The following is an 18,740-nucleotide window of genomic DNA, read 5'->3' on the forward strand; positions in this document are numbered from 1 at the left end:
TCCAGAAGAGCGGGGCCTTTTCTTATGTGGTACCTCCTACAGTTTCATATAGTTACGCTGGGCTAATTCCTTGTTTGGCTTAGGTGTGGCGGGACTCTGCTCTAGTAGCTCCAATACCTGCGCTGGGGTAATTTCGGTGAAGTCTTTCATCACATGAAGGGGCGCTTGAAATTTTTCGGCCTTGATGGAAGTAGTAAGCGCCACACAGCGCATACCTGCTTTGTAGGCTGCTTGCTCCCCCATAATTGCGTCTTCAAACACTAAGCATCTTTCTGGAGGAATTCCTAGCTTCTCGCAGGTTCTGGAGTAGGTATCAGCGTGGGGTTTGCCTTTGTCTACATCATCTGTGCCTACTATCACATCGAAATAGCGCCGCAAGTCGAGATGGTCGATGATGTAGCTGATAGTATCGGATGCTGAACCCGTGCCGAGGCCTAGCTTGAACCCGGCGGACCGAGCTGCTTGAAGAAATTGCGTGAGGCCAGCTACCTCCTTGCGCTTGTCCCAGTACAAAACTCGGTAGAGAAACTCGCGCTGAGCCGCGTACTCCTTGAGCTGCTTTTCGGGGACGGAATGAGTGAATATTGTTTTTAGAATGTTGGTAGCGGGCATACCGTTAAGCCGTTCCAAAAGCCGACGAGCATTGGTTGTCAGGCCAAGGTCGCGGAAGAGCAGCTGAAAAGCGCGAGCCTGAATAGCCGTATTATTTATGATGGTGCCGTCCATGTCAAAGATGAGGGCATATGGTAAGGAGTTGCTAGTCATGTGAGGGGGAGGTAAAGCGCTTGGTGTATTGCAGGTGAAAGGCAGTCTTTAGCCATCACGGGCATAAGAGCCGCAAACGGCGCATCGTTTAATCTGCTTACGCTCACCTATCCATTTAGGCTGCGGACGAGTTGGGTACGAATGCGTGGTGCGGGCTATCTTTGCCCCTGTCCGTGCTGGTCGGGAACCGTACCCCGATTCTCAATTTCCTTTCCTTTGAAAAAAAGCCTGAGCCTGTTGCTGGCCGCTACCGTGGCCCTGCCTGTCTTTGCCCAAAAAGCATCCAAATCCCTTGAGCGCCCGAAGCTGGTAGTCGGCATCGTAGTGGATCAAATGCGCTATGACTATCTCTACCGCTACTGGAGTAAATACGGGAAAGGTGGTTTCCGTCGCCTAGTAGGAGAAGGATTTAGCTACGAAAATGCCCATTACAACTACGTGCCTACTTACACGGGCCCCGGGCACGCCAGCATCTATACTGGTACTACTCCCGCAGTTCATGGTATCATTGGCAATAATTGGCTAGTGCGTGAGGAAGGCAAGGGCACGTATGTAACCGAGGATAAATCGGTGCAACCAGTAGGGGGCTCCGTGGCTGCGGGGCAGCAGTCACCGCGCCACATGCTCACCAGCACCATCACCGATGAGTTGCGTCTGGCTACTAACTTCCAGAGCAAGGTAATTGGCGTGTGCATCAAAGACCGCGGCTCTATTTTGCCCGCGGGTCATTCGGCCAATGGAGCGTACTGGTACGATGGTACCAATGGAGCCTTTATTACCAGTACTTTCTACGCTCAGCAGCTACCAGAGTGGGCCGTGAAGTTTAATGCGGAGAATCGGGCGGCGAAATACCTCGATCAGCCTTGGAATACCCTGCTACCCATTGGGCAATACACGGAAAGCTCGCCGGATGATGTAGCCTGGGAAGGTGCCTTCAAAGGTGAAGCAAAGCCCGTGTTTCCGCACGACTTGCCTACGCTGAGCGCCGCGCCTACCAATCCTATCAAACAAAACTTGCAAACGGAGGGTGAAAAGCCACCAGTTGCCTCGCCACGCAATCTGGACCTTATTCGTTCTACCCCGTTTGGCAATAGCCTAACACTGGACTTTGCGCTGGAAGCCATGCGCGCCGAGCAGATGGGACAGCGGGGCCAAACGGACTTCTTAGCCCTGAGCTTCTCGAGCACGGATTACGTGGGGCACCAGTTCGGGCCGAACTCAATTGAGGCTGAGGACACCTACCTACGCCTCGACCGTGACCTGGAGCGCTTGTTTGACTACCTCGATAAGACGTTAGGCCGCAAGCAGACGCTGGTGTTTCTGACGGCCGACCATGGTGCGGCGCACTCCCCCAATTTCCTGATTGACAAACGGATTCCGGCCGGCTCTGTAGGTCCTGGCTTGATGCGCGACTCCCTACAGCATATGCTAGCAAGCCGTCATGGAGCAGGCAAGTGGGTACTGAGCTACGAAAACCAGCAAGTCTACCTCAACCGCTCTCTAATAGCTGAGAAAAAGCTAGACCTCTACCAAATGCAGCGCGAAGTAGCAGAGCTGATGCTGCGCTTTGCGGGCGTAACCCGCGCCCTTGCAGCCGAGGATGTGCAGAAGTCGCATTGGGAAAGCGGAATGCTGATGTACCTAGAAAACGGTTACTTCCCCAAGCGTAGCGGCGACGTGCTGGTCGTGCTGGAACCGGGCTGGCTTGAGTCCTACCAGTACCCAATCAACAAGGGCACTACCCACGGCTCGTCGGGCAACTACGATACCCACGTGCCAGTAGTATTCTGGGGATGGCACGTAAAGCACGGCGAGTCGTCGGCTCCGGCTAAAATCACCGATATTGCGCCCACGCTGGCGCGCTGGCTACACATTCAGGAACCTGATGGCTGCACGGGCGAGCCTTTGCCGCAAGTATTAGGCTGGTAAGTGCACCAGAGAGCAACTTTTTTGCTATGTTCCGTAAGTCAAGCGCACACTGTAGAACTGGTTTTCATTCACCTTCATTTTCCAAGCTGTTTCCTTACCCAAACAGCTAACCGAGTAACCAAATGGCTCATTTTAACCCCTGGCACGACGTAGAGCGTGGCGAAGACGCTCCCAAGATTGTAAACGGTATCATTGAGATTCCGAAAGGCTCGAAAGGCAAGTATGAGCTGGACAAAGAAAGTGGCCTGCTGAAGCTGGACCGCGTACTATTCTCCGCTGTACACTACCCTGCAGCTTACGGTTTTATTCCCCAGACGTATTGCGACGACAAAGATCCCCTGGATATCCTGGTGCTATGCTCTGTTGACATTGTGCCAATGTGCTTGGTAGACGCCAAAGTAATTGGGGTGATGCAGATGATTGACCAGAACGAGGAAGACGACAAAATCATTGCAGTGGCCGCCAACGACGTATCGGTAAACCACTACAACGATATTTCTGAGTTGCCCCCGCATACCCTGCTCGAAATGCAGCGCTTCTTCGAGGATTACAAAGCCTTGGAGCACAAGCAAGTAACTGTAGAGCGCTTTATGGGTCGTGAGGATGCGTACCGCATTATTGAGGAAAGCATCAAGCTGTACAACGAAACTTTCCCCAAGGGTAGCACTCAGGATAAAGCAAATGTGCAGGAAGCACTAAGCTAATACTGTAGTTACTCAGTAACTGCCTGCTGAACAGCCTCCCCCGAGTTCCGGCTCGGAGGAGGCTGTTTCGTTTGCACAGGAGTAGAGCTGAAGTGTAGCAGCCATTCGCGGGGCGGCTTCGTATGGCGGCTTATGCCCAAACATCCGTCTTCATCTCCCATTCTGCGTTTTCTGTATGAAAACAGCCTCCTACTAATTGGAGGTTTGCTAGTGTTAGCTACCCTGACCGGTCAGTTCTTTACCGGCTGGCACGACAATAATAGCGACCTGCAGGAAATGGGTCTCCCCCAGCTCAGCCTCGGGCAATACGCTTCGTCGGGGCACTTTCTGGAAGCTACCTTCGAGAACTGGGAAAGCGAGTTTCTGCAAATGGGTCTCTACGTAGTGCTTACCATCTGGCTGCGACAGCGCGGCTCGTCTGAGTCGAAGAAGCTGTACGAAGAAGAGGAAGTAGACAAAGAACCCGATCCTGACAAATATGACGCGCCTAGACCCGTAAAGCGGGGGGGGGTGGCAGTTGGCGCTGTATCGTCGTTCCCTGAGTATAGCGTTCTTCATCCTGTTTTTTGGGGCGTTCTGGCTACACGCGAAGGGAGGGGCCGAAGTATACAGCATTGAGCAGCAGCACGAGGGCAAGCCGGCCGTAACCACCGTGGAATATATGAGTACTTCGCGGTTCTGGTTTGAGTCGTTTCAGAACTGGCAAAGCGAGTTTCTCTCCATTGTGTCCTTGGTTGGCCTTTCCATTTTCCTGCGCCAGCATGGGTCTCCCGAATCAAAGCCCGTAGACGCTTCCAACGGCGAAACCGGCAAATAGTAAGGGGAGCCTATCTTCGCAGTTCTGGGCGGCGCTGCGCAACTCAGCAAGGGTAGCGTCATGCGTTTTTTAGTCCACCGATGGTTGTTCTAGGCCAGTCTCATGTCAGGGGTTTTCTGCAGCGGGGGCTTGATGCTGTGCTATACAGCAGCACGTGGCTGGCGCTGGCGGCCTTAGGACTTACGTGGTCTACGTTCCTGTTTTGGCAGGTGCACATTCCTGGTCATCTGGGTACGATGATTTTCACGGCTACCCTGTTCCTGTATAACCTCGACAGTGTATTGCCTTACAAGCATCACCAGCCGGTGGTACCGTCAGGTCGGAAGAACTGGATGCGGGCGCATCGGCAGGAACTGCTAGTACTAGCTCTGGGGGCTTTTGTAGTGGCCGCGGCGCTTTTCTTTCAGGCGGGCTGGCAAACCCTAATCGGCTTCATTAGCCATTTAGCCGCCATTTCAGTTCTCTACTCCCTACCGGTGCTGAAAGTGCATGGCCGTTGGCGGGCCCTGCGCGATTTTCCGCTGCTGAAGGTATTTCTAATTGCCTACGTTTGGGCCGCTGTTACGGTCTGGATTCCGGCCTTATACCTGCACCGCGCATTGGCTTCGCCCGTCGTCCTGATTCTGTTTGCCCGGCGCTTCCTCTTTATTCTTGCGCTGGCCTTCGTGTTCGACATCCGCGACTATTCAAAGGACCTGCTGACTGGCACGCGCACTTTTCCGGGCGTGTTTGGTATGCGCGCTACTAAGCTGACGGCCTTGGCCGCTTTGGTCGGAGCCGCCCTATTGCTACCACCCGGCCTGACCCTCTTGTGCCAAGCCGTGCTGCTGTTGCCTTTGGCCCTGGCTGGCGGCGTGATCTGGTGGGCTGAAGAAAGCCGCTCAGACTACTACTTTGCCTTGCTAGCCGATGGGGTAATGCTGGTGCAGTTTGTGGTGGTGTGGTTTGTAAGCTGGCTTGGCTGCTAATAACGTAACGTAAGCACTACAGTCCTAGAACCGGGGCAGTAAGCTCGTGGAGTGCCGGCCCAATAAAGCGCACTATATCGCCAGCAACGAGACCAGCCTGGCCGGTTTCTAAAGCGGCTAAGTCGCCGGCCCGGCCGTGGGCATACAGGCCTAGCAAAGCAGCATCGAGAGCAGAAAGACGTTTGTCGGCCCGCAAAGCCAGAAGCAAGCCGGTAAGTACGTCGCCGCTGCCGCCAGTAGCCATGCCGGGGTTGCCAGTACTGTTGAAGTACAATACCCCTTCGGGGGTAGCCAACGCGGTATAAGCCCCTTTCAGCACGCAGTAACAACGGCGCTGCTGCGCAAACCCCCGGAACTGCTCTAGTCGATGGTAGTCGTCGCGGGCGGGTTCGCCTATAAGGCGCTCAAACTCCTTCGGGTGTGGCGTAAGTAAGGTGTCAGGTGGGAGCAGGTCAAGGATGTCGCGGTGAGTACCTAGCAGGTTCAGGGCATCGGCATCTAGTACCAGCGGGACGGTAGCTTCCTGTAGCAGTTGGCGCAGTACCTTGCATGAAACATCATCTTGCCCTAAGCCCGGACCTATTCCTACGGCCGCATATGGTTTCAGGTCGGGCAACTCCGTAATGTGGTCCTGGGCAGGATCAACGAGCGTCATAGCTTCCGGCGCCGATGTCTGCAGAATGTCGTAGCCTACGGCCGGTACGCGGGTGGTCAGCAACCCTACTCCTGCGTGTAGGCACGCCCGTGAGGCCAAGACGGCAGCACCAATCTTGCCTTTGCTACCAGCCAGCAACAACGCGTGCCCAAACGTGCCCTTATGGCTGAATTTGCCCCTATACGGTAGCCTTCCGCGGAGAAATGCTGCCTCCACAAAGTAGTTATCCACAGGTAAATTGTGGATAAACTTCTTGTCTAAGCTAATGGGTAGGAGATGCCATTCCCCAACCCATTGGGCGTTTTGCGGGAGTAAGAATGCGAGCTTGGGTAGCTCGAAGCTAACCGTAAAACGAGCCGCTACTACGGGGCTGTCAGCGGGTTGAGGCGCATCAGCAAACAGGCCCGATGGTATGTCTACCGCTACTACTGGTAAGTGAGCTTGGTTGATATAGTGCACCAGGGTTGCGGCATCGTCGGTAAGGACCCGTGTAAGTCCCGTGCCAAACAAGGCATCAACTAGTACAGCGCCAGCAGGCAGTGGCGGAAGGCGTTGCACGTCCAACTCCGCGCACGGCACATCGGCGGGTAAGCGCTGCCGATTGGCTGTAAAGTCAGAGGAATAGGCATTGGCGGGTAGTAGCCACACGTGCACTGCATGACCCGCATGATGCAGATGACGAGCTATTACCAAACCGTCGCCGCCATTGTTGCCGGGGCCGCAGAAAATATGCACTGCTTGCCGCGCCAGCCGATCTAGGAGCCATTCGCTGAGGGCCATGGCCGCACGCTCCATCAAGTCAGTGGAGGTGATGCGTTCGGCTTGGATAGTAGCCTGGTCGGCGGCGCGGGTTTGGGCAGCAGTTAGTATATGCATAGGATTTCTATACTCGAAACCAGCCGTACCGGATACGTTGGCTACCTGGTTTTGTAAGCGGGGGTGTCCCAGTCCTATCGGCCCCTAGGCTACGGGGCAGCTTTACTGAAAACTTCCGGCTAGTCCAGTGCGTTGCATAGCTATCTGATCTGTAATAAACCCTCGACAACCATATGCAAACTTGGAATGACGTCATCCGGCTAGCCAACCACGGCGGTCCAGCCCCCGATAAGCGAGTAGAAAAGACCAACGCCGAGTGGCGCGCTCAGCTCACGCCCGAGCAGTACCACGTAACGCGCGAACACGGCACGGAGCGGGCCTTTACGGGCGAATACTGCGAAGCCCACGAAGCAGGTCTATATGCCTGCATCTGCTGCGGCACGCCCTTATATGACTCCCGCACGAAGTTCGAATCGGGTACGGGCTGGCCGAGCTTCACGCAGCCGGTAAAGGAAAACGCGTTGAAATACAAGAAAGACACCAGCTATGGCATGGTGCGCGTGGAAGTGCTCTGCAACACCTGCGACGCCCACCAGGGCCACGTATTCCCCGATGGTCCTCCGCCCTCCGGCTTGCGCCTGTGCATCAACTCTGCCTCTGTGAAGCTGGTGAGCGAAACCGAAAAAGTGGCTTAACACTTCGCTAGCGCAAACATGCTACACCAGCCCCGTTGCTACAGGCAGCGGGGCTGTTTTCTTGATGAAGGTGCCCGCAGTACGATGCCGCGCCTAGTTCTAACCTCGGGTTCAGTAAAACTTCAGACGGTGGCACGGCCTGGGAAAACGGGTGTACGCTTGCGGGTTTGGTGGTGTGGGGCTTGTACTTGGTCGAAATATATTTCAGCAGTGGGCGGCACATGGGTACTTGGCGGCAGACTTTCACCTGACCAACACCGCTAAGCCATGACTGCCTCCCTACCTTTCCTCTCGTACCGTCCGGCCGTTGCTGCGTCCGGGTGCTTCCGCTGCCTTGTGGTGCTGCTGGCGTTGCTGCTACTTGGCCTTGAGGCCTCCGCTCAAACTATTAATACCGATGCAGTGACGCGCTATTGGGAGCTTACGGATGCCTTGCGCCAGAACCAGCCAATCACCGATCAGGCCTGGGATGAGTTTATTACGATGCCCGGCAACACCACCTACATCCGCAATACATTCCTGCCCGATCCTAAGTCCAAAAGCTCCTTGCAGTACTACCGTCAAGCCCTGGAAGTGGTGTACATGCCTAAGCACGATTCGGTGCGGCGGGCCAAGCTTCAAGCCAAGGAACAGCCCTACGTGTTGATAGAAGATTACAAACAGCGGGAAGCCGACTACCGGCAGTACATCCAGCAAACCGTACAAAGCCCCGACTACCTGCCCCTGATGTACCGACTGGCCTACGAGTACCTACCGGCCGCCGCCCACACGAAAGTGCCCGACCTGAAAATGTACTACACGGCCATCGGCAACGGAGCTACCTCTCAGAAAGAAGGCATCTTTTTCAGCTTAAAAGTGGTGGTAGACGATGATAAGGCCAAACCGGGTATCATCGAAGCCCACGAAATGCACCATCAGTTGATACCTATCAAGCAATTCGGAACCATAGCTGCGGAGGATAAAGGGCTGATGTGGGCGCTACGTGGTATTCGGGCCGAGGGCATTGCCGATTTGATCGATAAAAAAGCGCTATACCAGGTCCCAGGCGACCCGCACCGGGTGAGGGCGCAGTTTTTGGACCCCGCCCCCCGGGCTATTCTCCGCCTAGACTCAGTGCTGCAAGTAGTAGCTGGCGGCGCCACTACGGGTAAATCGGCTAGCTTCTACCAGCAAATTCTGGGCTTCTCGGGTCACGTACCGGGCTGCTACATGGCTCGTATTATTGAAGCGCAGGGGCACCGGAACGCCCTGGTTGCTGAGGCTGATAATCCTTTTGCATTTGTGCGACTTTATCAGAAGGCTGCCAAGAAATCAGCGGCGCGGCCCCCTTTATTCTCGAAGGCTACCATGATCTACTTGGCTACGCTAGAGAAACGCTACTTGGCTCAGGTCCCGAAGGCGGGATAATAGTTCGATTAAATACCCAAATGCTAGTGCCATAGGTTGAGGCGCTGCCTTGTGTGGAACTGCACAATTAGACGAAGGAAAATCACTCCAACGGAGTGCTACTCCGTGGGCGGTAGTTCCCAAAGCCAGAAAGGTTATTCGGGTAAGGTAATATGAGCAAAGACGAGCTTTCTGCTGGTGGTAGGTTGCATATAAATGCCGATTTTCGCACCCCTCTTAGCTCCGGTTTGTTGCCGGTGAAAGCTGCCCTATTTCCCACTCCCTAGTTCTACCCACCCATGTCCTTGCTCTTCACCGATTTTGCTTCCTGGCAGGCCCACTGTGCTAGCACTGGCGAGCCGCTATACCAGCCCGTTCTCGACTACGAGATTGAGCAGAAAGGCCGCACCGAGGAAATCATCTGGAGTGGTTTGCAGCGGGCTTACGATGTGATGCGCGACGCGGTGAAAACGGGTCTTACTCAGGATATGAAGTCGCGCTCGGGCATGGTAAACAACGGCGCCAAGAAAATAGCTGCTTCGCCTATCACGGTACTGGCGCCCGAGTTCAAGCAGCTTATTTCGCGGGCGTTAGGAGCCAAAGAGGTAAATTCCTGCATGGGTAGGGTAGTGGCAGCGCCTACGGCTGGGGCTTCGGGTATTCTGCCTGGGGTACTAGTTACCCTCCAAGATTTGCACCAGCTCCCGGATAGGAAGATTCTGGAAGGCTTACTGGTGGCTGCGGGCATTGCCCTGATTATTGAGCAGAATGCCTCCTTGGCTGGTGCCGTGGGAGGCTGCCAGGCCGAAACCGGCTCGGCGGCAGCCATGGGGAGCGGGGCCATTGTGTATTGCCTGGGAGGGTCGGTGGAAGAGATATTCGCTGCCGTGGCCATCACCATTCAGTGCATGCTGGGCCTGATTTGCGACCCAGTAGCGGGCCTAGTAGAAGTGCCCTGCGTGGTGCGCAACGCCTCGGCAGCAGCCATTGCCTTCAGCTCGGCCCAGATTGCCATTGCGGGCGTAGACCCCGTAATTCCGGTAGATCAGTGCGTGGCGGCGCTTGGGGAGGTAGGTCAGAGCATGGAAACCCGGTACAAGGAAACTGCCCTCGGTGGCTTAGCCAACACAACCCGCGGCCGGGAAATCGAGAAGATGGTGCTTGTGCAGGATGTCAACATCCTGCCGGATGAGGACATACACTAAGCTAGCGGCACCATACGGAATTCAGATAGGCTTGATTTCGGGAGCCATCGTGAGTTTTGCCAGGTAGGTAATGGCTCCGGCGTAGCGGCTGCGCAAGTCGCGGTACTGTTTCCAAGCGGCCTCCTCATCGGGCCGGAGCGGAATCTTGGCTTCCTGCATTTCCTGGTACGCATTGTGGAAGTCTTGGCGGCCGGGCTCCTGCATGGGGTCGCGGTCATCAAACGGTTCAGGGGCACTAACGTCTGCTTCGTACTTGAAGAATCGTGACACCCGGTTAATGGCAACGCAGCCGGCTTTGAAGCACAGCTCCATGTGCGGGTTACGGGGTAGGTCTGCGGTACTAATGATGAGCGCTGCCGCATCCAGAATAATGTCTACCGTAGTCACCCACGACCGACCGGGCTGGGGAGAGCGGAAAAACGACAAGATGGGCAAGGACGTGTGGGTTTCCTCAATTTCCACAAACCACTCCTCCCAGGTAGCCCATTGCTCCTCGTTGTCCTGTAGAGCACCCGTGAGGTTGAACCAGCACAGCAGCTCTACTGCGGAAGCTTTGGCCCCCGCACGTAGCTCTAGCCGGGCCACTACTAGCTCGCGCCGAGAAAAGGCCTGGTACATGGTAGGCAGGTAGGAGATGAGCAAGGTCATCAAGAGCAGCCCCAAGGTAGCCTCCGAGTACGAAGCCACCGTTGGTAGCACGTGCGTGCTAGGCTCTTCTGAGCCCAGCGTGAGCAATGAGCTATTGCTGATGCGGTAGCATCGTTCCAGGTCGCCCTCACCCAAAGACCAGAAGATGATGGTATACCCGAAGCTGACCACGCCTAGCCACGCAATGGGTAGGGCTACCAAGCCTACCGGCGCATATAGAGCCATTACTCTATCGCGTTGCCCATAGGTTCTGCCCAAGCTAGCAATCAAGGTAAAGATGCGCCGTAAGCCAGTAAATACCCAGTTGTTGATGAGCACTGACTCATTGCGGGGCAACACGAATGAGCGGATAGCCGCCAGCACGGTGCTGGCTACTATAAAGGCACCGGCTAGGCCAGTTAGTGCTTTAAGCGCGATAGTAAACATGCACAGAGGACAGTAGTGCGACTAGGGCGCCGCCAGCCTTGTACTCTGTTGGCCCTTTGGAAGTTAAGGCGCGGCCTTACAGGTAGCAGATTTCTCGGGCTAACCTGGTAGCAATCAAGTTATTTCCTTTCTTTCCACAGCTGTCGGAAGGTCTTGGGCGCCACCTGTACGGCGTCGCGGCGCTTGCTCCAGCCTACTTGCCCAAGCAGGCGGCTGAGTACCCAGTTCTTGGCAGTGGCAGGCGCCAAATCCCACACCCAGCGGTGCTTCATGCCATGCAGCCACAGCGTAATGGCGCGGCGCTCTTCCTTCTCGGTAAGGCCCTCTGCTACACTTTGCTGGCGGTTTTTGAGTAGGATGTTGTGGATGGGAATCTTCACTGGGCATACCGACGTGCAGGCCCCACACAAACTGCTGGCGTAGCTCAGGTGCTTGTTTTCGGCCATGCCATTCAAGTGAGGCGTAATTACCGAGCCAATGGGACCCGAATACGTAGCCTCGTAGGTGTGGCCCCCAATGTTCTTATACACCGGGCACACGTTCAGGCAGGCCCCGCACCGAATGCAGTTAAGGGCTTCCCGCTTGTCGGGCTGGGCGAGCAGGTTGGTGCGCCCATTGTCAAGCAGAATCACAATCATCTCCTCCGGGCCGTCCTTTTCCAGCGGCTGGCGGGGGCCCGTATAAATCGTGTTATATACCGTCACTTGCTGCCCCGTGCCGCTGGTGCTGAGTAGGGGCCAAAACAAGTCTAGGTCGCGGAGGCGCGGAATAACCTTTTCAATGCCTACAATGGCAATGTGCGTTTGGGGGAAGGTAGCCGAGAGGCGGGCGTTGCCCTCATTCTCTGTCACGGCAATGGCACCAGTATCGGCAATGATAAAATTGCCACCCGTAATGCCTACTTCAGCAGCAGTGTACTTACTGCGCAGCAAGTGGCGGGCCGTTAGTACTAACTGCTGGGCGTCGTCCGTGTACTCAATGCCGAGGTGCTTGACAAAGATATCGGCAATGTCAAGCTTGCTCAGGTGCATGGCCGGCGTCACAATATGGTAGGGCCGCTCGCCATTTAGTTGCACAATAAACTCGCCCAGGTCTGTTTCTACCGACTCGATACCGCGCTTGCCCAAGTACTTGTTCAGGTGAATCTCCTCGGTGGTCATGCTCTTGGCTTTCACTACCGTGCGGGCCTTGCGACGCTCCATAATCTTGCCTACCTCAAACAAGGCCTCCTCGGCGTTCTGAGCCCAAACTACCTTACCGCCCCGGGCCGTGAAGTTCTGCTCAAATTGCAGCAAGTACTGGTCAAGGTTATTGATAACCTGCGTTTTGAGGTACGACGCCCGGGACCGGGCTAACTCATGGTCTTCGTAGAAACCCAGGCCCGTTTGCACGGCCGTGTTGTACTTACCAATGTTGAAACGGATTTTACGGCGGTGCTCCAAGTCGAAGGCCTTGCGGTCGGCATCGGTCAGGAATTGGGCAGCTTTGGTAGGGGCGGTGGTCGGCTTCGGCGAGTTCATGGCGGGCAACAGGGTAGACCAGAGTTGTATACAAATATAAAACCCGCCGGACCAGATCGGGTTCGGCGGGTTCTAGAGAACGAGAAAGCCAGAAGAAAATTCTTACTTCTTGTTCGAGTCAACTACAATACGCTTGTCGCGGTTGGCTAGGTCCCAGGCGGTGTAGAACACTAGGCGGGCCCGCTTTTCCATCTTCGGAAACTCAATCTTGTCTACTTCATCTCCGGGGCCGTGGTAGTCATCGTGCACTCCATTAAAGAAGAAGGCCACCGGAATGCTGTGCTTGGCGAAGTTGTAGTGGTCGGAGCGGTAGTAGAAACGGTTTGGATCTTCCGGGTCATTGTAGCGGAAGTCCAGGTCCATCTGCGTGTACTTCTGATTAGCATTCTGCAGAATGGTGTGCAGCTCCGAGCTTAGCTTATCCGAGCCGATAACGTACACGTAGTCGCCCTTGCCTTCGTGGTCTTTATCCGTGCGGCCTACCATGTCGGTGTTCAGGTCTACCATGGTGCTGGCGAGGGGGAAAACCGGATGGTCGGTGTAGTACTCCGAGCCTAGCAAGCCTTTTTCCTCACCCGTCACCGTCAGGAACAATACGCTACGGCGGGGACCGTGGCCTTCGGCTTTGGCCTTGGTGAAGGCTTCCGCCATTTCCAGTACCGTTACCGTACCCGAGCCGTCGTCGTCGGCCCCATTATGCACCTCCCCGTTTATTACCCCAATGTGGTCGTAGTGGGCTGATAGTACCATGACCTCCTGCTTGAGGTCGGTGCCTTCCATATAACCCAGCACGTTTTCAGTAGTGAAGTCCTCGGTTTTCTTGGCGGCTTTCACCAGCATTTTAGCAGGCTTGAAAGTGCCCGCTACGGGCTTGCCTGCCTTGTCAACGCTGGCGGTGTACTTGGTTACGGCAGGGGCGGTGGTACCTAGTAGCTTATACCCAAGCGTCGGCGACACAAAGAAGGCTGTGGCGCGGTTGCCCTCGGGCTTGGCATCTTTGAAGGCAATGCTGGGGCGGCTGATGTAAGGCGTCATGCGCGCGGCCAGCTTCTGGAAGTTGCTGTTGGGGTTAAAATCCACGAAGAATACCGAGCGGGCGCCTTTCTGGCTGGCTAGCTGCAGCTTAGCACGGAAATCTTGGCCCCACTTGCTGTTCTGGCCTTCTTTGCCAAGCAGAGCGGTGCCTTTGCTGGTTTGGGGCTCTCCCAGCAGAATCAGCAAATCCCTGCCCTTCACGTCGCCCAGGGCAGCGTAGTCGGAGTAGCCTTCCTGCTCAATGCCGTATCCGGCAAATACTGGCTGTACGGCAGTTTCTTGGGCAAAGCCCGTGGTACCGTAGGCGTAGAAGTCCGTCAGCCAGGCGTAGCTCTGGCCGCCTACTTTCAGCGTAGCGCCATCGGCCCAGGTGCTGCGCACCATGGTAAAGTGCTGCAAGTAGGGATTATCGGAACCCTGTACCGGACCCGTCAGGCCCAATTCTTTAAAGCGGTTAGCAATATACTCAGCGGCCATTTTCTGGCCTTTTTCGCCGGTTTCGCGGCCTTCATACGCATCAGAGGCCAGTACGGTGAGATGCTGGCGCAAGTCGGCCTGCGTGATGGTTTCGGCGTAGTTCTGTGCCCAATCGGCCGGTACGGGGGCTTGCTTGGTAGGCCCAGCTTCCGGGGCCGTAGTAGCCGACGCTTCGGTTTTGGCCTTGCGCTTTACCTTGGTTTTGATTTTTTCGGGCGCCTGCTGGGCCATGGCGGCGGTAGTCATGCCCGCAGCCAGCAGCAGCGCCAGGAAGGAAGGTTTGTGCATATGTACGTGGGGGTATATAAGTCGGGAAAGAGGGCGGTTGTAGTTCAAGCAAGGTGCTGCATCTGCCAAAGGATAGACGCGGCCTTGCACAAATTCACCGTTTTGCCTTTTAGGGTTGCACAATCAGCACGGAAGCGTAGGCTGCAACTCCTTCGCGACGGCCCACAAAGCCTAGTTTTTCAGTGGTAGTGGCCTTAATGCTGATGTCGTCTGCGTCAATGCCCATTACCTCAGCCAGCACCCGCTGCATTTCCGGGATGTGGGGGTTTACCTTGGGCGCTTCAAGGCAGATAGTGGAGTCGATATTGGAAATGGAGTAGCCGCGCTCCTGGAGCAGGCGCACTACCTCGGCCAACAGCCGCTTGGAGTCGATGCCCTTGTACTGCGGGTCGGTATCGGGAAAGTGGAACCCAATATCGCGCAGGTTAGCGGCCCCCAGCAGGGCGTCGCAAATCACGTGAATAAGCACATCGGCATCGGAGTGGCCTAGGGCGCCGTGGGTGTGAGGAACTTGGATGCCGCCGAGCCAGAAGGGGAGGCCCGCCTGCAACTGGTGAACGTCGTAGCCGAAGCCGGTACGGATTTTCATGGAGTCGAAACGATGGGTAAACGATGGAGCAGCAAGGTACAACAACCCACGCCACTTACCGGAAACGGACTGCCCTGCGCCGTACCAAGAAAAAAAGTTGGGCTTGTCTAAAGTAAAAGGGCAGCGTGTTCGTCAGAGGAAAGAGTACGCCTCCAAGTCGGGAAATTAAATAGCAAAAAAGTGATGGAAACTTTGAACACATTAAAAGTTTCCATAGTACCTTTGCTTCCGCAGACATGGAAATAAAAGACCGAATCTTACTAGCAGCCCAGTCCCTGTTTATCCGCAATGGGATAAAGAGTGTATCGATGGATGACATAGCCACCCATCTGGGCATCTCGAAAAAGACACTGTATAAATGGTTTGACAACAAAGACCAGATTGTGTCAGCCGTTATTTCTAGCCACTTACATGGCGTGCAGGGCGAATGCGAAGGCATCATTATACAGGCGCAAAACGCCGTGGATGAGATGCTGCAAATGATGAGCTGGACGGAACGTCAATTCTCGGGAATGAACCCCACCGCTCTTCACGACCTCCGCAAATACTATCCGGTTGCTTGGGACTTATTTCACGCGCACAAGAACAAGTACATCCTCAATCAAATTCAAGCCAACCTGCGCCGGGGAGTAGCCGAAGGCCTCTACCGTTCCGACTTGGATGTAGAGGTGCTCTCACGCCTCCGTTTATCGCAAATAGATGCGCTTTTTGACCCCGATGTATTCCCACATACCGAGTTTGAACCGCTCCGAGTGCAGATGGCCTGCAACGAGCATTTCCTGCTGGGCATGGTGACTCTGAAAGGCCACAAGCTCATTAATGAGTACCGTCACGTGACGGAAGAAGAATAGAACTAGCTCCATCACCCGCTTTCCTGTATATGAAGAAGAACCTACGCGTGTTGCTGCTGGCTGCCGGGTCGGGCCTATTGGCTCCTGCTGGTACCGCCCTAGCGCAGACGCCCACGGCCACTCGGCCGGGCCTCAGCAACCAGTTAGCCGCAGTGGACAACATGCCTCTGTCGTTGCAACAGGCCGTTGATTACGCTATCAAGAACAAGTCGTCGTTGCTGGCTACCCGCCTGGGCGAGCAGACGGCTAAGGCGCGGGTAGGAGAAATTCGGTCGGCGGGCTTGCCCCAAGTAAACGTAGCCGCCAACCTGGCCGACAACTTCAAACTCCAGAAAAGCTTAGTAGACTTCGGGGCTTTTGCCGGCGGTAACTCAGCTACCACGCTCACGCCCAGTGATATTGCGGCCGCTCAAAGTGGTCAGACGGTAAACCTGGGAACAGTTACGCTACCCGCCGAGCCTGTACCCCCACAAGCTCTGGCCTTCGGACTGCGCCACGCTGGTAACACCAGTGCTTCGGTATCGCAGCTGCTGTTCGATGGCTCGTATCTGATTGGCTTGAAAGCCGCGAAGGTGTATGAGCAACTCGCGCAAAAACAAACCCAGCAGGCGGAAATTGACGTGGTGGAGCAGGTGAGCAAAGCCTACTACAGCACGCTGGTAGCTCGTGAGCGGCTGCAGTTGTTAAGCCGCAACGTGCAGCGCCTCGACACTATCCTGTACCAGACCAACCAAACCTTTAAGGCTGGTTTTGCCGAGAAGCTGGACGTGCAGCGCCTGCAAGTACAGCGCAACAACTTGGTAGTGGAGCAGCAGAAAGCTCAGCGCCTCACCGAGTTGAGCGTAGCCCTGCTGAAATTCCAGATGGGTCTGCCCCAAGATCAAACGGTACAACTCACCGACTCGCTGAGCGCAGCGGTAGTAGATGCAGGCTCTCTGCGCCAGCGCTTAGGCGTAGCCAACCTCGCCACGGGTGCAGGGGTTACGGGCTTAGGCGGGGTGCCAAATGCGCCAGCACCTACTGCAACCAACACGCCTGAGCAGAACCGCCAAGATCAACAAACGGCCCTCAGTGGTGCCCGCACTGGCCAGCTGGCCGCCGCCTTCAACTATAACAACCGTATTGAGTTTTCGACGCTGGAAACGCAGCAGGCCTTGGCTGGCCTGGACCTGGCTAACCGCCGGGCAGGCGCGTACCCCCGCCTAGTGGCTACGGCGGCCTATGGTTTTACGGGTTCGGCCAACAACCGTCGTGACTTGTTTGCTTTCCGCGGGCCCGACTCGCGGGCGGCCAACGGCTTCCCCAACCAGAATTGGTTTGGTTTCGGCAACGTGGGCCTGAGCCTAAATATTCCGGTATTTGATGGCTTCCGCCGCAAATATCTGGTGCAGCAGGCCCGTATTGCGCAGCAGACGATTGAGCGTGGCTTCGAAACCCTGCGCCAGAGCATTGATTTGCAGGATGCGCAAAGCCGCACGACGCTCATCAATGCCTTGGATGTGCTGGACAACCAGCGCGCTAACCTTGACCTAGCTGATGAAGTGGCCCGGGTGTCGCGCATCAAGTTTAAGGAAGGAGTAGGCTCCAACATTGAAGTGGTAACGGCCGAAACCTCCCTCCGCGAAGCGCAAACCAACTACTACTCTGCGCTGTACGATGTGCTGGTGGCTAAAGTAGACCGCGACAAGGCTACGGGTGAGTTGTACAACCAAGCCAAGAAATAGAAGCTAGGCGTCAGAAGCTAGGAGCTAGCAGCTTCTGACCCAGCCGTTCCGCCATCAACGTCTAGCTCCCAACTCCTTGCTATAAGCTACTAGCTTCTCCTCAAATGAAATACGCTGCTTCTGCCTTACTCCTGACTCTGGGCCTCCTGACCGCTTGCGGCGAAAAAGACCCCAAGGCCGAGTTGGCTCAGTTGAAGAAAGAACAAGCTGCCAACCAGGCAAAAATTGCCGATTTGGAAGCCAAGACTGGCGCTAAGGCCGAGGGTGCGGCCGCCCAGACTACCCCAGTGTCGGTGATTAAAGTGGCTCCCGAAAGCTTCAAGAGCTATCTAGAGTTACAGGGTCGCGTTGATTTCGACCAGAATGCCAACGTAGCGGCCCGGGCTGCTGGTACCCTCACCAGCTTGCGCGTACAGCGCGGTGACCAAGTTCGGAAGGGCCAAACCTTGGCTACCGTGGACGCCTCCGTGCTTGACGCCAGCATTGCCGAACTGCGGACCCGCATGGACCTGGCCCGTGTGGTATATGAAAAACAAGAGCGCCTCTGGAAGCAGGAAATCGGCACCGAAATCCAGTACCTGCAGGCCAAGAACAACTATCAAGCCCTGCAGCGTAACCTGGCTTCCCTGAATCAGCAGCGCGCCCTGTATAGCGTAGTGGCACCTTTTGCCGGCACCGTGGATGACGTACTGCCTAAATTAGGTGAAACGGTGGCCCCTGGTGCCCCGGTGGTGCGGCTGCTCAGCAACAGCGGTACTGGTAAAATCTTGGCCGATGTTTCCGAAGCCTATGCTTCGCGCATCAAAGCCGGAGACAAGGCCTTGGTAACTATTCCGGACCTGGGTGCCGAGGAACTCCCCGCCACGGTACGGGTGGTATCTAGCACCATTAACCCCACCAGTCGCACTTTCACCACAGAGCTGCGCTTAAGTAGCAACAAGGCCAGTCGGCTGCGCCCCAACATGGTGGCCAATGTGCGCATCCAAAACTACGACCGTCAGAACGCTACCGTACTCCCCGTAGACCTGGTACAGAAGGACGAACAGAATACTTACGTGCTGGTAGTAAGCGACAAAGGCAACCAAAAAGTGGCCGCTAAGCGCGTTATCCAGACCGGCAATACTTATAACGGTAAGGTGGAGGTGACCAGCGGCCTCCAACCCGGCGACCAAGTGATTTCAGCCGGCTACCAAACCCTGAACGAAGGCCAAATAGTGACGCTGTAACCAGCGTTACTTAACG

The 18,740-nt window shown here is 55.7% G+C and carries 17 protein-coding genes; 11 read left to right on the plus strand and 6 right to left on the minus strand.

What is annotated here, in order from left to right; all coding sequences use genetic code 11:
- Positions 1-36 precede the first annotated feature (36 nt).
- On the minus strand, positions 37-765 hold the full coding sequence (locus CHB83_RS15810; protein WP_089333300.1) for an HAD family hydrolase: 729 nt from the start codon (positions 763-765) through the stop codon (positions 37-39).
- A 216-nt stretch (positions 766-981) separates the two neighbouring features.
- Between CHB83_RS15810 and pafA the strand changes: the two genes are divergently transcribed.
- The 5 genes from pafA (at position 982) to CHB83_RS15830 (ending at position 5,183) form a co-directional block, all read left to right on the plus strand.
- Entirely contained in the window at positions 982-2,694 is a 1,713-nt protein-coding gene (gene pafA, locus CHB83_RS15815) for an alkaline phosphatase PafA (RefSeq protein WP_089333301.1), read from the plus strand.
- Positions 2,695-2,816: 122 nt separating this feature from the next.
- Complete coding sequence (locus CHB83_RS15820) at positions 2,817-3,398, plus strand: inorganic diphosphatase (protein WP_045688340.1); 582 nt, start codon at positions 2,817-2,819, stop codon at positions 3,396-3,398.
- Between the two features lie 132 nt (positions 3,399-3,530).
- The gene (locus CHB83_RS15825) at positions 3,531-4,016 is read left to right on the plus strand and encodes a DUF6766 family protein (protein WP_245855370.1); all 486 of its coding nucleotides are present in this window, start codon (positions 3,531-3,533) and stop codon (positions 4,014-4,016) included.
- Positions 3,916-4,215 carry a DUF6766 family protein gene (locus tag CHB83_RS24320; RefSeq protein ID WP_317044794.1) on the plus strand — a complete coding sequence of 100 codons (300 nt, stop codon included), beginning with the start codon at positions 3,916-3,918 and terminating at the stop codon, positions 4,213-4,215. The genes CHB83_RS15825 and CHB83_RS24320 overlap by 101 nt, the downstream gene beginning before the upstream one ends.
- Before the next feature lie 80 nt (positions 4,216-4,295).
- Positions 4,296-5,183, plus strand: a complete 888-nt coding sequence (locus tag CHB83_RS15830) for a UbiA family prenyltransferase (RefSeq protein WP_143437154.1) — start codon at positions 4,296-4,298, stop codon at positions 5,181-5,183.
- Between the two features lie 16 nt (positions 5,184-5,199).
- Here CHB83_RS15830 and CHB83_RS15835 read toward each other — a convergent pair whose 3' ends face one another.
- Positions 5,200-6,714: an NAD(P)H-hydrate dehydratase gene (locus CHB83_RS15835; protein ID WP_089333303.1), complete on the minus strand. Its 1,515-nt coding sequence runs from the start codon at positions 6,712-6,714 to the stop codon at positions 5,200-5,202.
- 173 nt (positions 6,715-6,887) lie between these two features.
- Between CHB83_RS15835 and msrB the strand changes: the two genes are divergently transcribed.
- From msrB to sdaAA, 3 genes are all read left to right on the plus strand, one after another.
- A complete protein-coding gene (gene msrB, locus CHB83_RS15840; protein WP_045688337.1) occupies positions 6,888-7,349 on the plus strand; it encodes a peptide-methionine (R)-S-oxide reductase MsrB in 462 nt (153 codons plus the stop codon).
- A 267-nt stretch (positions 7,350-7,616) separates the two neighbouring features.
- Positions 7,617-8,756, plus strand: coding sequence for a DUF5700 domain-containing putative Zn-dependent protease (locus CHB83_RS15845; protein ID WP_089333304.1), 1,140 nt, complete (start codon positions 7,617-7,619; stop codon positions 8,754-8,756).
- A gap of 278 nt (positions 8,757-9,034) precedes the next feature.
- Positions 9,035-9,940: an L-serine ammonia-lyase, iron-sulfur-dependent, subunit alpha gene (gene sdaAA, locus CHB83_RS15850; protein WP_089333305.1), complete on the plus strand. Its 906-nt coding sequence runs from the start codon at positions 9,035-9,037 to the stop codon at positions 9,938-9,940.
- A gap of 21 nt (positions 9,941-9,961) precedes the next feature.
- Here sdaAA and CHB83_RS15855 read toward each other — a convergent pair whose 3' ends face one another.
- The 4 genes from CHB83_RS15855 to ispF form a co-directional block, all read right to left on the minus strand.
- Positions 9,962-11,014, minus strand: a complete 1,053-nt coding sequence (locus CHB83_RS15855; protein ID WP_089333306.1) for a hypothetical protein — start codon at positions 11,012-11,014, stop codon at positions 9,962-9,964.
- A 119-nt stretch (positions 11,015-11,133) separates the two neighbouring features.
- Positions 11,134-12,534 carry a LutB/LldF family L-lactate oxidation iron-sulfur protein gene (locus CHB83_RS15860; RefSeq protein ID WP_089333307.1) on the minus strand — a complete coding sequence of 467 codons (1,401 nt, stop codon included), beginning with the start codon at positions 12,532-12,534 and terminating at the stop codon, positions 11,134-11,136.
- A 102-nt stretch (positions 12,535-12,636) separates the two neighbouring features.
- Positions 12,637-14,334 (minus strand): M28 family peptidase, encoded by a 1,698-nt coding sequence (locus tag CHB83_RS15865; protein ID WP_089333308.1) that lies wholly within the window; start codon positions 14,332-14,334, stop codon positions 12,637-12,639.
- 109 nt (positions 14,335-14,443) lie between these two features.
- Positions 14,444-14,923, minus strand: a complete 480-nt coding sequence (ispF, locus tag CHB83_RS15870) for a 2-C-methyl-D-erythritol 2,4-cyclodiphosphate synthase (protein ID WP_045688331.1) — start codon at positions 14,921-14,923, stop codon at positions 14,444-14,446.
- Between the two features lie 236 nt (positions 14,924-15,159).
- Between ispF and CHB83_RS15875 the strand changes: the two genes are divergently transcribed.
- The 3 genes from CHB83_RS15875 (at position 15,160) to CHB83_RS15885 (ending at position 18,724) form a co-directional block, all read left to right on the plus strand.
- Entirely contained in the window at positions 15,160-15,774 is a 615-nt protein-coding gene (locus CHB83_RS15875; RefSeq protein WP_045688330.1) for a TetR/AcrR family transcriptional regulator, read from the plus strand.
- A 29-nt stretch (positions 15,775-15,803) separates the two neighbouring features.
- A complete protein-coding gene (locus tag CHB83_RS15880; protein WP_052695172.1) occupies positions 15,804-17,498 on the plus strand; it encodes a TolC family protein in 1,695 nt (564 codons plus the stop codon).
- 104 nt (positions 17,499-17,602) lie between these two features.
- The gene (locus CHB83_RS15885) at positions 17,603-18,724 is read left to right on the plus strand and encodes an efflux RND transporter periplasmic adaptor subunit (RefSeq protein WP_089333309.1); all 1,122 of its coding nucleotides are present in this window, start codon (positions 17,603-17,605) and stop codon (positions 18,722-18,724) included.
- The last annotated feature ends 16 nt before the right edge of the window (positions 18,725-18,740 follow it).

It is taken from the genome of Hymenobacter mucosus, assembly GCF_900188255.1.
In the GTDB taxonomy this organism is placed as follows: domain Bacteria; phylum Bacteroidota; class Bacteroidia; order Cytophagales; family Hymenobacteraceae; genus Hymenobacter; species Hymenobacter mucosus.